The organism is Mycolicibacterium boenickei (assembly GCF_010731295.1).
Taxonomy (GTDB): domain Bacteria; phylum Actinomycetota; class Actinomycetes; order Mycobacteriales; family Mycobacteriaceae; genus Mycobacterium; species Mycobacterium boenickei.
Genome location: NZ_AP022579.1, coordinates 4,665,587 through 4,680,414, shown reverse-complemented (window position 1 = coordinate 4,680,414; position 14,828 = coordinate 4,665,587). Strand labels below are relative to the sequence as shown.

7 protein-coding genes are annotated in these 14,828 nt (G+C 67.5%); 6 read left to right on the top strand and 1 reads right to left on the bottom strand.

All coding sequences use genetic code 11. The annotated features are described in order from the left end of the window. The first annotated feature begins 632 nt into the window (after positions 1–632). The 6 genes from pks2 to G6N57_RS22270 all read left to right on the top strand — a co-directional run bounded on the left by pks2 (position 633) and on the right by G6N57_RS22270 (position 14,320). The gene (gene pks2 / locus G6N57_RS22295) at positions 633–6,914 is read left to right on the top strand and encodes a sulfolipid-1 biosynthesis phthioceranic/hydroxyphthioceranic acid synthase (protein ID WP_077739344.1); all 6,282 of its coding nucleotides are present in this window, start codon (positions 633–635) and stop codon (positions 6,912–6,914) included. 29 nt (positions 6,915–6,943) lie between these two features. Next, a complete protein-coding gene (locus G6N57_RS22290; RefSeq protein WP_077739345.1) occupies positions 6,944–8,395 on the top strand; it encodes a condensation domain-containing protein in 1,452 nt (483 codons plus the stop codon). A gap of 24 nt (positions 8,396–8,419) precedes the next feature. Continuing rightward, positions 8,420–9,832, top strand: coding sequence for a hypothetical protein (locus G6N57_RS22285; RefSeq protein WP_234815797.1), 1,413 nt, complete (start codon positions 8,420–8,422; stop codon positions 9,830–9,832). A 3-nt stretch (positions 9,833–9,835) separates the two neighbouring features. Next, positions 9,836–11,209 (top strand): wax ester/triacylglycerol synthase domain-containing protein, encoded by a 1,374-nt coding sequence (locus G6N57_RS22280; RefSeq protein ID WP_077739346.1) that lies wholly within the window; start codon positions 9,836–9,838, stop codon positions 11,207–11,209. Between the two features lie 100 nt (positions 11,210–11,309). Further along, on the top strand, positions 11,310–13,058 hold the full coding sequence (locus tag G6N57_RS22275; protein ID WP_077739347.1) for an AMP-binding protein: 1,749 nt from the start codon (positions 11,310–11,312) through the stop codon (positions 13,056–13,058). Positions 13,059–13,060: 2 nt separating this feature from the next. After that, positions 13,061–14,320, top strand: a complete 1,260-nt coding sequence (locus G6N57_RS22270) for an Rv1490 family membrane protein (RefSeq protein WP_077739348.1) — start codon at positions 13,061–13,063, stop codon at positions 14,318–14,320. Between the two features lie 13 nt (positions 14,321–14,333). Here the strand turns inward: G6N57_RS22270 and G6N57_RS22265 are convergent, their stop codons facing one another. Next, positions 14,334–14,783, bottom strand: coding sequence for a hypothetical protein (locus G6N57_RS22265; protein WP_163646550.1), 450 nt, complete (start codon positions 14,781–14,783; stop codon positions 14,334–14,336). Between the last annotated feature and the right edge of the window lie 45 nt (positions 14,784–14,828).

Here is a 14,828-nt window from a genome sequence, read left to right as displayed (position 1 = left end):
CTGGTTATTACGTTGCGCTGGGAATTAATCCCATTAGCTGATGGGAAAATGAGGTACACATTCGTACCGTTATCGCGGCCCGGGAGCGTGGAACATGAATGCGGTTCAACTACGGTATCGATAGTTTGCGTGGCGGTAACCAGCTAACTTTTTTGACTGGACCTATGAATTGACTGTGGGTGAACAACCTGACATCGATATCGAGTTCTGGACAACCTTGGAAATAGGGCCGGCGGCGCCGCAATTGGAGCACTACTAGTTAGCGGAATAATTAGTGCGACGCACCAGTGTCGCGCCACGGTGCCTTGAAATATGTTGGCGGACAAAGAAAGCCGCGCGCTCGGGCGATCTGGTCGCGTGTCCCGGAGCTCTCGCTAGCGAAATCGGCAGGCTCGGTCAGTTTTCGAAAAGGATGCAACACAGCGAACGTCTGACCGTTTTTGCGATCATATGTTTCCAACATCTACGTTGGGCTAGGCGCTAGGCTACGGACCCGCGTTGGCAACGACTCGTGCCGGATATCGACATTCGGTACCGTGCGTCGATGACGACGTAGCGAACATTCGTTTGCGCCGTCTTAGTACGTTGATCGGAGCTTTGCTCACGATCGCACTTAGAGAGGTTGAGCCCACTTGGCCGAAACTCCAGTGACCCCGATTGCCGTGGTCGGCATGGCATGCCGGCTGCCCGGGGGGATCGACTCGCCGGCCAAGTTGTGGGAAGCCTTGTTGCAGGGCGCTGACCTGGTCACCGAGGTTCCGCTGGACCGATGGGATGCCGAGGAGTTCTACGACCCCGAGCCGGGGGTGACCGGACGTTCGGTGTCGAAGTGGGGCGGCTTCATCGATGACGTGGGCGGGTTCGACGCCGACTTCTTCGGGATCGGCGAGCGCGAGGCCATTGCGATCGATCCTCAGCAGCGTCTGCTGCTCGAGACGTCGTGGGAGGCGCTCGAGCACGCCGGCATCGACCCGACCAGCCTCGCCGGGTCACTGACCGGCGTCTTCGTGGGTATGACCGGCGCCGACTATCAATTGGTGGCCGCCGACGCCCAGGTACTCGACGGGCCGTACGGCTTCACCGGCAGCAACTTCAGCCTGGCCTCCGGCCGCATCGCCTACGCGCTCGGTGCCACCGGTCCCGCGTACACCGTCGATTCCGCCTGCTCGTCGGGCTTGCTCGCGGTCCACAATGCCTGCCGAAGCCTCGCCGACGGCGAAAGTGACCTCGCACTGGCCGGCGGCGTCAATGTCGTGCTGGAACCACGCAAGATGGCCTCCGGTTCGGCGCAGGGGATGTTGTCGCCGACCGGGCGTTGCCATGCCTTCGACGTCGCCGCCGACGGTTTCGTCTCCGGCGAAGGCTGCGCGATCGTGCTGCTCAAACGCCTGCCCGACGCGCTGCGCGACGGCGATCGGGTGCTGGCGGTGATCCGCGGCACCGCGGCCAACCAGGACGGCCACACCGTCAACATCGCGACGCCGTCCCGCGAGGCGCAGATCGCGGTCTACCAGGCTGCGCTGGCCGCCGCAGGCACCGACCCCGCCACGATCGGCATGGTCGAGGCCCACGGCACCGGTACTCCTGTCGGCGACCCCATCGAGTACGCCGGGCTGGCCCACGTCTACGGGGCCGAGGGCCCGTGTGCACTCGGCTCGGCCAAGACCAACTTCGGCCACACCCAATCGGCCTCCGGCGCGGTCAGCCTGATCAAGGCGGTTCTGGCGCTGCAGGAGGGTGTCGTCCCACAGAGCCTGCATTTCGAGCGACTGCCCGATCAGATGGCGAAGATCGACACCAATCTGTTCGTGCCGCAGGCCAACGTGCCGTGGCCCGCCGCCGACGGGCACCCTCGACGCGCCGCCGTGTCGTCGTACGGACTCTCCGGAACCAACGTGCACGCGGTCCTCGAGCAGGCGCCGGCACAGCCGTCCGCGGCCACCATCGTCGACGGCGACTCGGCCGGTAGTCCGTTCGCGGACGGCCCGAAGTTGTTCCCCATCTCGTCGACGTCGGCCGAGGCGCTGCGAGAGACGGCGGGCCGGCTCGCCGAGTGGGTAGCCGATCCGGCGCGCGACGGCGGACTCACCGACCTGGGCTACACCCTGGCCCGCCGCCGCGGGCATCGCGACGTGCGGACCTCGGTGCTGGCCGAAACCTCCGAGGAACTCGTCGAGGCGCTTCGCGAGGTGGCCGACGGCGAAACGCCGTACCAGCCTGCGGTCGCCGCGGGCGGACGCGGGCCGGTCTGGGTGTTCTCCGGGCATGGCTCGCAGTGGGCCGGAATGGGTGCCGCACTGTTGGCGGCCGAACCGGTCTTCGCGGCGACGGTGGCCGAATTGGAGCCGCTGATCGCCGGTGAGTCCGGGTTCTCGGTGACCGAGGCGATGTCGGCTCCCGAGGTCGTGACCGGCATGGACCGCGTGCAGCCGACAGTCTTCGCGGTGCAGGTTGCCCTGGCCGCCACGATGAAGGCGTACGGCGTGAATCCCGGTGCGGTGATCGGCCATTCGATGGGGGAGGCCGCCGCAGCCGTCGTCGCGGGCGCACTGTCCGTCGAGGACGGCGTGAAGGTGATCTGCCGCCGCTCACGGTTGATGGCGACGATCGCCGGATCGGGCGCGATGGCCTCGGTGGAACTGCCTGCAGCGCAGGTCCTTTCTGAACTGGCGGCCCAGGGCGTCGGCGATGTCGTGCTGTCGGTGGTGGCCTCGCCGGAATCCACCGTGGTGGGCGGCGCCACGGAGTCGATCCGAAACCTGGTGGCAGGTTGGGAGAAGCGCGGCCTGATGGCCCGCGAGGTGGCGGTCGAGGTCGCATCCCATTCCCCGCAGGTCGATCCGATCCTCGATGACCTGGCCGACGCGTTGGCTGACCTGACCCCGATGGAGCCGACGGTTCCCTACTACTCGGCCACGCTGTACGACCCGCGTGAAGAACCGCTGTGGGACGCCGACTACTGGGCCGACAACCTGCGGTACACGGTGCGATTCGCGGCCGCTGTACAGGCCGCGCTCGAAGATGGATACCGGGTCTTCGGTGAGCTCGCGCCGCACCCGCTGCTGACCCACGCGGTCGAACAGACGGCCCGCAGCCTGGATATGTCCATGGCAGTACTGGCGAGCATGCGGCGCGAACAGGAAATGCCCTCGGGGCTGCGCGGTTTCGTCGGTGATCTGCACAATTCCGGTGCGGCCGTCGACTTCTCGGCGCTGTATCCCGATGGCCGCCTGGTGGAGGCGCCGCTGCCGGCCTGGACCCACCGCACCCTGTTGCTCGCACGGGACGGGCGCGAGCAGTCGGGAGCCCACACCGTCGCGGTGCACCCGTTGCTCGGCGCGCACGTGCGCCTGCCCGAAGACCAGGAACGTCATGTCTGGCAGGCGGACGTCGGCACGGCGGCGCAGCCTTGGCTCGACGACCACCGCGTCCACGATGTGGCGGCCCTGCCCGGCGCCGCGTACTGCGAGATGGCGTTGACGGTTGCCGCCGGTGTGCTCGGCGACGGTGCCGAGGTGACGGATCTCGCGTTCCACGACATGCTCCTGCTCGACGACGAAACCGTGGTGTCGACCGTCGCGGCGGTCCTGGCCGATGGCGTTGCCGAATTCGGGATCGAAACCGCAGGCGAGGGTGAACGGGTGCGCCGCGCTTCCGCGCGCCTGCAGGCCGGTGACCAGCCGGCGCCGCAACCTCGCGACATTGCCGCGTTGCTGGCCACCCATACCGACCGCACGGACGGCGCCGAGTTGCGGGAATCGTTTGCGGCGCACGGCATTCAGTACGGGCCGGCGTTTGCCGGCCTGTCTGCCGCGGCTACCGGTCCGGGCAGTTCGGTCTTCGCCGAGGTTGCGTTGCCGCCGGCGCTGCGTTCGCAGCAGTCCGCCTACGCAGTCCACCCGGCGCTCCTGGACGCGTGCTTCCAGGCGATCGCTGTGCACCCCGCGATCCGGGAGGATGCGACCGGGGCGCTGATGCTGCCGCTGGGAGTCCGCAGGATTCGCGCACATGCCTCGACTCGTCAGGCGCATTACTGCCTTGCCCATGTCATGAAGGTCGGGCAGGCGCTGGTCGAGGCGGATCTGGAGATTCTCGACGAGCACGGGGCCGTCCTCGTCACAGTCGAGGGGCTGCGGCTCGGGTCGCATGCCGGGTCCGCGCAGCGCGATCACACGCTCAACAACCGCCTGCTGACCGTCAATTGGATTCAGCAGACGCTGCCGGAGGCCGACGACTTCGGGAACCGCTCCGTACTGGTGATCGATACGACCGAAGCCGGGGGCCGGCTGTCCGGTGAGCTGGTGTCCGCGCTCGGCGCCCATGGCGTCACCGCCAACCCGATGGTGTGGCCGTCCGGTGTTGACGATGCCGCTGCCGAGGCGGCACTCGAAGCGCACCTACAGAACGAAAACGTCGGTGCCGTAGTGGTATTCGCTGGTGGCGAGCAGGTCGCCGGGTCAGACTCGGCGGCGGTGTCGCAAGGCGCCGACGAGGTGCGCCGGCTCGTGCACATCGCGCGTCGACTGCCCGAAGCGGCTGGTGCGCCCCGCCTGTACGTGATCACCCGCAACGCGCAGCGGGTGGTCGCAGCCGATGTGTCGAACCTCGCCCAGGCCGGATTGCGTGGCCTGGTCCGGGTAATCGGGGTGGAGCACCCCCATCTGCATCCGACGATGATCGACACCGACGATCACACCGATGCCCAGCAGTTGTCCACCCAGGTGCTCGCCGGGTTGGAAGAGGACGAGACGGGCTGGCGCGACGGTGAGTTCTACGCCGCGCGCCTGAACCTGACCCCGCTGGGAGCGGACGATTTCCGCTCCACCGTGGTGGATCACCAGCGTGACGGAGTCCGACTGCAGATCCGTACGCCCGGCGACCTGCAGTCGCTGGAACTGGCTGCCGTCGACCGCGCAGAACCGGGACCCGGGCAGATCGAGGTCGCGGTCCGGGCATCGAACCTGAACTTCGCCGATGTCCTGGTGGCGCTCGGCCGGTACCCCAGCTTCGAAGGACGGATGCCCCAACTCGGCGCCGACTACGCCGGTGAGGTCGTGGCTGTCGGACCGGGCGTGACCGAACACAAGGTCGGCGATCTGGTAGCCGGAATCTCCACCAACGGCGCCTGGGCCACGTACATCACGTGTGACGCCAACCTCGCGGTGACCCTGCCGCCTGCGCTGTCCGCCGGACAGGCGGCGGCGGTACCCAGCGCGCACGCCACTGCGTGGTACAGCCTGCACAACCTGGCCAGGATCTCCTCGCGGGACAAGGTGCTGATCCACTCCGCCACCGGCGGTGTCGGCCAGGCCGCCATCGCGATCGCCCGCGCCGCGGGCGCGGAGATCTTCGCCACCGCCGGCAGCGCGCATCGGCGGGAGTTGTTGCGCGGCATGGGCATCACGCATGTGTACGACTCCCGGAGCATCGACTTCGCTGACCAGATCCGGAAGGACACGGACGGCTACGGGGTTGACATTGTGCTCAACTCGCTGCCCGGGGCCGCGCAGCGGGCGGGCCTGGAACTGCTGTCCTTCGGAGGACGCTTCGTCGAGATCGGCAAGCGCGACATCTACGGGGACACCCGGCTCGGACTGTTCCCGTTCCGGCGCAATCTCGCCTTCTACGCGGTGGATCTGGCGTTGTTGACACTCACCGATCCGAACACCGTGCGTGATCTGCTGACGACCATCTACCAGCGCATCGCCGACGGGATTCTGCCGGCACCCGAAACCACGCACTACCCGTTGGCCGACGGTGCCACCGCGATCCGCGTCATGGGGGCCGCCGAGCACACCGGGAAACTCGTGCTCGACGTGCCGCGCAGTGGGCACGACCCGGCGGTGGTTCCGCCGTCGGAGGCCAAGACCTTCCGCGGCGACGGTGCGTACGTCGTCACCGGCGGTCTGAGCGGCCTCGGGCTGTTCCTCGCCGAGAAGATGGCCGAAGCGGGCTGCGGACGCATCATCCTCAACGGTCGGTCGGCGCCGGGAGAGGCGGCACAGGCTGCGCTGCGGCGAATCCGGTCGCACGGCGTCGAGGTCGAAGTGGAGCGCGGTGATATCGCAGATCCTGCGACCGCCCGCCGGCTGGTGGCCGCCGCGACGGCAACGGGCCTGCCGGTGCGTGGAGTCCTGCATGCCGCCGCGGTGGTCGAGGACGCGACGCTGAGCTCGATCACCGATGAACTCGTCGAGCGGGACTGGTCGCCAAAGGTCTACGGCGCGTGGAACCTTCACGAGGCGACGACGGGCCAACCGCTGGACTGGTTCTGCTCGTTCTCCTCGGCCGCCGCGCTGGTCGGCTCGCCGGGCCAGGGGGCCTACGCGGCCGCCAACAGCTGGCTGGACGCCTTCGCACACTGGCGCAAGGCGCAGGGGCTGCCCGCGACCGCGATCGCCTGGGGCGCCTGGTCCGAGATCGGTCAGGGCCAGAACCTGGCGCAGGACGAGGCCATGGCGATCCAGCCCGACGACGGGGCCTACGCGTTCGACGCGCTGCTCCGGCACGACCGCACCCACACCGGTTATGCCCCGGTGGCCGGTGCCCCGTGGCTGGCGTCCTTCGCGAAAACCCGCCCGTTCGCCGAAGCGTTCCGCAACCTGGACAAGGGGCGCGCGGGCGGCAGTCAGTTCCTGGCCGAACTGCGGTCGATGCCGACCGAAGAATGGTCGGCACGGCTGCGCAGGCTGATCTCGGATTCGATCAGCCTGATTCTGCGGCGATCGGTCGATCCTGACCGCCCGTTGTCGGAATATGGGCTCGATTCCCTCGGCAACCTCGAACTGCGTACCCGGATCGAAACCGAGACGGGTATTCGGATCAGTCCGATGGGCATCACGACCATCCGGGCCCTCGCCGACAGTCTGACCGAAACGTTGGCCGACGACGTCAGCGCCGCGACACCTTCATGACGATCCGGAAGTAAGAAGCTAGGAGACATATGGTTGCCTTCGAAGCAATCCACGACTGGGTCGATGCCCCAGGCACGGTTGTCTCGTGGGAGCCCTCGGCGGCGACACTCGCCAAGATCGCCGAGGCCCCGATCAGCACGGTTCCCGTCAGCTATCAGCAGGCGCAGCATCTGCATGCCTATCGTGATCACGCTGCGCACGGCCGCAACATGGCCCGGCTGAACATCCCGTCGTGGAACATCGCGGGGCAGTGCGATATTCGCGCCATGACGCACGTCATCAACGCCTACTTGCGTCGGCACGACACGTTCCACAGCCGGTTCGAGGCCGATGGTGCAGGCGGGTTCGTCCGCCGCACCCTGGCCAGCGCCCGCGACATCAGGTTCGTCCCGAAGAACCTGGCCGAGATGGACGCCGAAGAATGGCGCACGCATCTACTGGCCACACCGGATCCGTTGCAGTGGGACTGCTTCCGTTTCGGCATCATCCAGCGCTCGGACCACTTCACGTTCTACCTGAGTGTCGATCACGTTCACGCGGACGCGATGTTCATGGGAGCGTTGTTCGTCGAGATCCACATGATGTACGCGGCCCTGGTCGGCGGTGGCGCCCCGCTGCAGCTCCCGGAGGCAGGCAGCTATCACGATTACTGCATCCGCCAGCACGAGTACACCTCGGCGCTCACGGTGGATTCGCCCGAGGTGCAGGCGTGGATCGAATTCGCCGAGCACAATTCCGGGACCCTGCCGAAGTTCCCGCTGCCGCTCGGCGAGGTCACGGATTCCCGTGGCGGCGCGCTGTTGACGGTGGAGCTGCTCGACGACGACGAGACCGAGCGTTTCGAGGCCTTGTGCCAAGCCGAGGGCACCCGGTTCAGCGGTGGGGTATTCGCTTGTGCCGCAATGGCGGATCACAAGATCACCGGTGCGGATATGTATCACGTGATCACGCCCACGACGACGCGCAGTACGCCTGCCGAGCACATGACCACCGGCTGGTTCACCGGGCTGGTCCCGATCAGTGTGCCGGTCGCGGGGTCGTCGTTCGGCGAGATTGCCCGCGCCGCACAGGCATCCTTCGACTCGCGTGTCGACCTGGCGAACGTGCCGTTCGAACGTGTGGTGGAACTCGGCGCCGAGGTCGGTGTCCGCAAGCCGACGACGGGCGTCCCGATGCTGTCCTACCTCGACGCGGGTCTTCCGCCGTTGTCGCCGGCGATCATCGCCGAGTGGAATCAACTCAACGGTCGCGTATTCAGCGACGCCGGTGATGCGCACCAGATCGGGATGTGGGTCAACCGGCTGGGCAAGGGAACCACCGTCACGGTGGCCTACCCCAACAATGCCGTCGCCCGCGAGTCCGCGTTGCGCTACATCGAGGCGATGAAGGCCGAGTATCTGGACGTCGTGGCCGGCCGGGTTGGCGTCGCTTCGAGCAGTCCGGCGCCGGCGCTCGCGGTGCTGGGCTCGACGGTGAGTTGATCGGTGGGGCAGGAGGATCGATCAGTGGCAGTGCTGGACGGCTCGCAGGGAGCGAATGTCGGTTCCGCGGCATCTGATTCGGCGGCGCACCCGGACAACCGGCTGAGCTATACCGATCAGGCGATGTTCCTGGCGCTGCGCGCAACGGGCGAAGAATCCTTGGCCCAGCTGGTGTGGGTCTATGAACGCCCGGTCGACCTCGACGCGGTCCGGAAGCTGCATGAGAACCTCGGTTTCGGTCTGTTCGGCCGGCGCATCGAAACCTCGCCGCTGCCGTTCGGCCGGCACCGCTGGGTGGCCGCCACCGGCCCGGCGGCACCCCTGGACATCGAGCAGTCCGCCCGGCCGCGAACCGAACTCACGGAATGGGCCGATGAGCGTGCCGGCTTGCCGATCGATCCGGAGACCGGCCCGGGATGGCGCCTCGGCGTGCTGCCGATGACGGACGGATCCACCGCGATCAGCCTTGAGATATCGCACTGCCTGACCGACGGCATGGGCGCGGTGCTCACGATCACCGATGCCATGAAGGGGATCCGGCGCGACCTCGGATATCCGTTGCCGCGATCCCGCGCCAGGTCCCATGCGCTCAAAACCGATGGCCGCGAAGCGATTCACAGCCTGCCCGAGGTCGCGCGCACGGTCGCGAAGACAGTTCGGCTGGCGTATGAACGCCGCCACGACATCGCCCGGTCGGCCCCGCCGCCCGCGGTGTCCTACGACGGCGATCCGGACGCCGAGGTGCTGGTGCCGGCCATCTCGGTGTTCGTCGATCTCGCGGACTGGGACGAACGGGCGCAGGCCCTACAGGGAAACTCGCATTCGCTGCTGGCCGGATTCGCCGCGAGACTCGGTGCGCGCCTGGGGCGTCAGCGGATCGAGGACGGTGCGGTCAGCCTGCTGATCCCGATCGCGGACCGGACCGACGACGACACGCGGGCCAACGCGGTGTCCCTGGACAGCATCGCCGTCGACCCGGTGCCGGTGACGAAGGACCTGACCGCCGCGCGCGCCGTCATCAGAGCGGGCTTCAAGAAGCGCCGGGACGAGCCCGACGAGTCGCTGGAACTGCTGCCGCTGATCCCGTTCGTTCCCAAGATCGCCGTGAGGCGCGGTGCCGACGTGCTGTTCGGCTTCTCCGACCTGCCGGTGTCCTGCACCAACCTCGGTGACCTCGACCCGGCTCTCGGCCGGCCCGATGGCACGGACTGCGACTACCTCATGCTGCGGGGGGTCAACGGACGGATCCCGCGCAAACTACTCGAGCAGCGGCGCGGCCTGCTGACCGTGGCGTCGGGGCGGCTCGGCGGTCAGATCTCCATCACCGTGGTCGGGTACGAGCCGGGCGCGGCGAACACCAAGCAGAGTCTGCTCGAGCACGTCACGCACGTGCTCGGGGAGTTCGGGTTGACCAGCGTCCGGCAGGCCGGAGGCTGACCGATGTCGAAGGCGAGATCCGGGATCCGAAGAGACAATCGGCTGGTCTATCTGGACCAGGCAATGTTCGACGCGATGCGGGCGGGCAACCGCGCGCAGCTCATGCAGTGCCTCTGGATCTATGAGCACCCCGTCGATGTGGAGGCCCTGCAGCGGTTCCACCACCACCTGGGTGGCACCTTCGCCGGCCGGCTGATCCAGCGGTCCCCGCTGCCGTTCGGCCGGCACCGGTGGATCCACGCACCCGGCACAGAGTTCCCGATGGACGTCGAGGCGCAGCCCAGAACGCGAGCCGAGCTCAGCGATTGGACCGACGAGCAGGCAGCGCGGCCGATCGACCCCGAACGAGGCCCCGGCTGGCGACTCGCGGTGCTTCCGATGACCGACGGTTCGACCGCGATCAGCCTGGTGGCGTCACACTGCATGGCTGACGGCGTGGCCGGCATCGTCTCGGTGATCTGCGCGTCCAAGGGCGAATCCCTCGATTTCGGTTACCCGCCGCCTCGTGCCAGGACCGTGCGGGCGCGGCTGCGTGCCGCCCGCGAGGATGCCGTGGCGACGGCTCGTGATCTGCCGGAGGTGTTCCGGACGATCGGCGCGGCGGCGCGGATGCTCATCCGGCGCCGGGACGAATTGGCGGCTCCCGCTCCGGTGGCCGAGAGCATCGGCGTGACCGGCGGCGACCGCGTGGTGACCGTGCCTGCGATATCGGTTTTCGTCGATGTCGACCAGTGGGATGCCCGCGCGAAATCCCTTGGTGGGAACACGTATTCGCTGCTCGCAGGATTCGCTGCGCGGCTCGGTGAACGCATGGGGCGGTGCGGCGGCGCGGACGGCGAGGTGAACCTGCTGCTCGCATTGAGCGACCGGGGCCTGGACGACACCCGCGCCAACGCGATGACCATCGGCAACGTCGGGGTGGACCCCACCGGGGTGACCTCCGACCTGTCGTCCACCCGCACGTCGATCAGAGCCGCCATCCGGGCCCGCCGGGAGGAACCGGACGAGTCCGCGTTGTTCCTGCCGTTGATCCCGTTCGTGCCCCGACGGGCCCTGACCCGGTTGTCGGATGCTTTCGTCGGTGCGGCCGGCTTGCCGGTGTCCTGCTCGAACATGGGGGAGCTGGACCCGGCGTTCAGCAGAGCCGACGGCACCGACGCCGAGTTCGTGGTGATGCGCGGGGTCGACCAAAACGTCATCGAGCGCGAGATCGTCCGGGCCGGAGGCCATCTGGTTCTTGTCTCGGGACGGCTCGGCGGAAGGATCTCGATATCCGTGGTCGGCTACCAGCCCGGTGCCGAGAACACGAAGGACTGGCTGCGCGAGCTGGCCACACAGGTGCTGGGTGAGTTCGAGCTCACCGGGATGGTCATCTGATGAACGACGTATCAATCGCCGCGACGTGCCGTCGCGGTCTGGATCTCACCACATCGGCTGGGTTGCTGCGGCATTCCGTCGAGCACGAAAGGTATTGCAAGTGATCGCATCTTCTCTGACTGCCGTGCTGCGGGAGCGCGCAAGTGTGCAGCCGAACGAACCTGCGTTTACCTACATCGACTACGACCACGACTGGGACGGTGTCGAGCAGACGCTGAGCTGGTCGCAGATGTACCGGCGCGTCAAGAACCTGGCGGTCCAGCTGCGCGAGCATGCGTCGGTGGGGGACCGGGCCCTGATCCTGGCCCCGCAGAGCCTGGAATACATCGTGGCGTTCCTGGGCGCGATGGAAGCGGGACTGATCGCTGTGCCGCTGTCGACGCCGATGGCCGGCGCCCACGACGAGCGCGTGTCCGCGGTGCTGCGCGACGCGGCACCGACGGTGCTGCTCACGACCTCCGCGGTCGCCGCCGACGTCACGCCGTATGCGCAGGCGGGTGAGGACGGCATGGTCCCCACCGTGGTCGAGGTGGATTCGCTCGATCTCGATGCGCGCAGCGGCGGGCGCCTCAAGCGTGAAACCCTGCCCGAGACCGCCTATCTGCAGTACACCTCGGGTTCCACCCGCACCCCGGCGGGCGTGATGGTGTCCAACCGCAACCTCACCGCCAATTTCGAGCAGATGATGGGCGGCTTCTACTCGGACTACGACCGGGTACCGCCGGCCGACAGCACCGTGGTGTCGTGGTTGCCCTTCTATCACGACATGGGTCTGCTGCTCGGTGTCTGCGCTCCCATCCTCGGTGGCTGGCGGACCGTGGTGATGAGCCCGCTGTCGTTCCTCGCGCGGCCGGCGCGATGGATGCAGCAGGTGGGCAGCCACCCGCATGCGCTGACCGCGGCCCCCAACTTCGCCTTCGACCTGGCGGCAGCCCGCACCACGGACGAGGATCTGGCCGGCTGCGATTTCGGCAATGTCCTGAGCATCATGAGCGGCGCCGAGCGGGTTCACGACGTCACGGTGCGCCGCTTTGCCGATCGCTTCGCACGCTTCGGCCTGCGCCCGGCCGTCATCCGGCCGTCCTACGGCCTTGCCGAGGCGACGCTCTACGTGGCGACGAGGACACCCGGGCAGCCGCCGCAGGTCGTGCAGTTCGAGCCGGAGAAACTCTCGGCCGGGCACGCCAAGCGGTGCACCAGCGGAACCTCGTTGATCAGTTACGGCACACCGGATTCGCCGCTGGCGCGCATCGTCGACCCCGAGCTGCGGACCGAGTGCCCGGCGGGCACGATCGGTGAGATCTGGGTGCACGGGGAGAACGTCTCGGCCGGCTACTGGAACAAGCCGGACGAGACCGAGCAGACCTTCGGCGGCAGCATCGTCGACGCACCGGCCGATGTTCCGGCCGAAAAATGGTTGCGTACCGGCGATCTCGGCTTCATCTCGGAAGGCGAACTGTTCATCATCGGCCGGATGAAGGATCTGCTGATCATCCGTGGACGCAATCTCTACCCCGACGACATCGAGGCGTCGGTGCAGACGATCACGCGTGGCCGGGTGGCCGCTGTCGCGGTCCCGGACGACGCCACGGAGACGTTGGTGGTGGTCGCCGAGGTGAAGAAGAAGGGTGAGGACGCCGATGACGTCGCCGAGCACTATCGCACCGTGAAAGGCGAGGTCACTTCGGTGATCTCGACGGCACACGGGGTGGCGGTCGCCGACGTGGTACTGGTGTCTCCGGGCTCGATCCCGATCACCACGAGCGGCAAGACCCGGCGTTCGGCGTGTGTCCAGAAGTACCGGGACGGCAGCTTCGGCCGTGTCGATGCCAAGGTCGGCGTCAGCTGACGGTGGAGACGGCGCTACCTCAGGCGGCGCGCGCGGGCCTGAGCCGTAGGCGGGCGGCCGTCTACGGCGCTGTCGCGCTGCTGATCACGGCGTGGACGCTGGCCATCGTCTACATCGCGGTGTCTGTCGTACCGATCGACCATTACCTGATCTCGTACTACGTCGTCGACTACCGGTTCGGTTTCACCCGGCGTGGTCTGGCCGGCGAGATCGTCGGAAATGTCTCGGGCGCAGACTTTTTCACCAATGCGTATCTCATGCGGTGGGTATCGACCGCGGTGTATCTGCTCGGCTTGGGCGCCCTGGCCTACAAGCTGCTCAGGCGGTGTCGCTCCGAACGACGAATCATGGTGGCGCTGCTACTCGCCGTGCTGCCGTTCGGAGTCCCCTACGCCGTGTACTCGGCCCGTCCCGATCTGTTCGGTGCGGTCGCCCTGATCCTTCTGTGCCTGGCGCTCACGGCGGTCACCGGGACCCGCGCAGTGGTGCTGTGTAGTGGCGTGTTCGGGGCGGCCATCGCCGTGCTGGCCCTGATGCACGAGGGCATGGCCCTAGAGTTCGGTTTGGGCGCGATCCTGGGCATCCTGATCCTCGCCCCGACTCTGACCGCTGGGGCGCAACGCCTTTGCGCTGCCCTGGCGATCGGCCCGGGCCTGGTCGTCGCGCTGATCGTTGCCGCCTTCGCCGATCACGATGTCAGTGGCAAGGTGTGCGGAACGGTCCCGCACCGAATGATCGAGACCCCGTTCGCGTCGATCAAATCCTTCCCGGACCTGGTCAACTACCTCACCGGCACCGTGCACAGCAACGCGGATTACCACGACTGGGTGTGCGGCTGGTATCTGTCCACCTTCGATCACACCGTCACCGACGGGATCAGAGAGGTGGCCGCGGTCGGGCTGCCCGCACTGGTCGGGTCGTTCGTGTTGGGCGTCGTAGGTGTTGCCCTCACCCTACGGGCGGTGAGCTATTTCTCCGGCGTATCGCTGCGCGGCTTCATCGCTCAGCTGAACGGTCGGTATGCCCTGCCTGCCGTTGGTGCGTTGTTGCTGGTGCCGTTGTTCATCACCGGTGTCGACTGGACCCGATGGCTGCTCGTCGTCGCATTCGACGTCGTGGTCGTCTACGTCCTGTACGCAGACCGGCAGCCCGAGATCGATGCGAAGCCTTCGGCGCGGGCGGTGCGCCTGTTTCCCCTCGTCGCTCTCGGATTCATGCTGTTCCCGCTGGGCCTGGCTCCCGGCGGCGGCTCCACGAGATAGCCGTGCGTAACGGCTAACCGAACGGCCACGGCGGGGGCGGCAGACCTGGCGGCGGTGGCGGAGGCGGCGGTGGCGGCAACCCCGGAGGCGGTGGGGGCGGCGGCAGGTCCTGCGGTGACGGCAATTGAGGCCCAGGCAACCCGACACCGGGCAACGCCGGCAACGGAAGCCCAGGAGGGCCTACCGATACCGGAACGCCCACCTGAACCGGCGCAGGCAAGTCGGACGGCCACGGACCCGGTTCCGGAATCGGTCCGACCTGTGCGAGCAATTGCTGCACTTCCGGTGTACATGTCGGGCACTGGAGCAATGGTGAGTCGGTCTGTGCGTCGCGGTTTTCGGCGTTCTCGATCGCCTGCGGATCAACGGGATCCGCGGACGCGATGCCGCAGGCGAGTGCGTACATGGCAGCGCTGAACGTGGCGACCCCGGCCGCTCTCAGCAGCCCGTGCGGGAAATTCACCGAGTGCTCCCTCGATTGGAATGTCTTTCGATCATAGTGGTTTGG

Excerpts from the sequence above, each read along its gene's own strand:
- G6N57_RS22290 (WP_077739345.1), top strand. The coding sequence starts at position 6,944 with ATGGTTGCCTTCGAAGCAATCCACGACTGGGTCGATGCCCCAGGCACG.
- G6N57_RS22280 (WP_077739346.1), top strand. The coding sequence starts at position 9,836 with ATGTCGAAGGCGAGATCCGGGATCCGAAGAGACAATCGGCTGGTCTAT.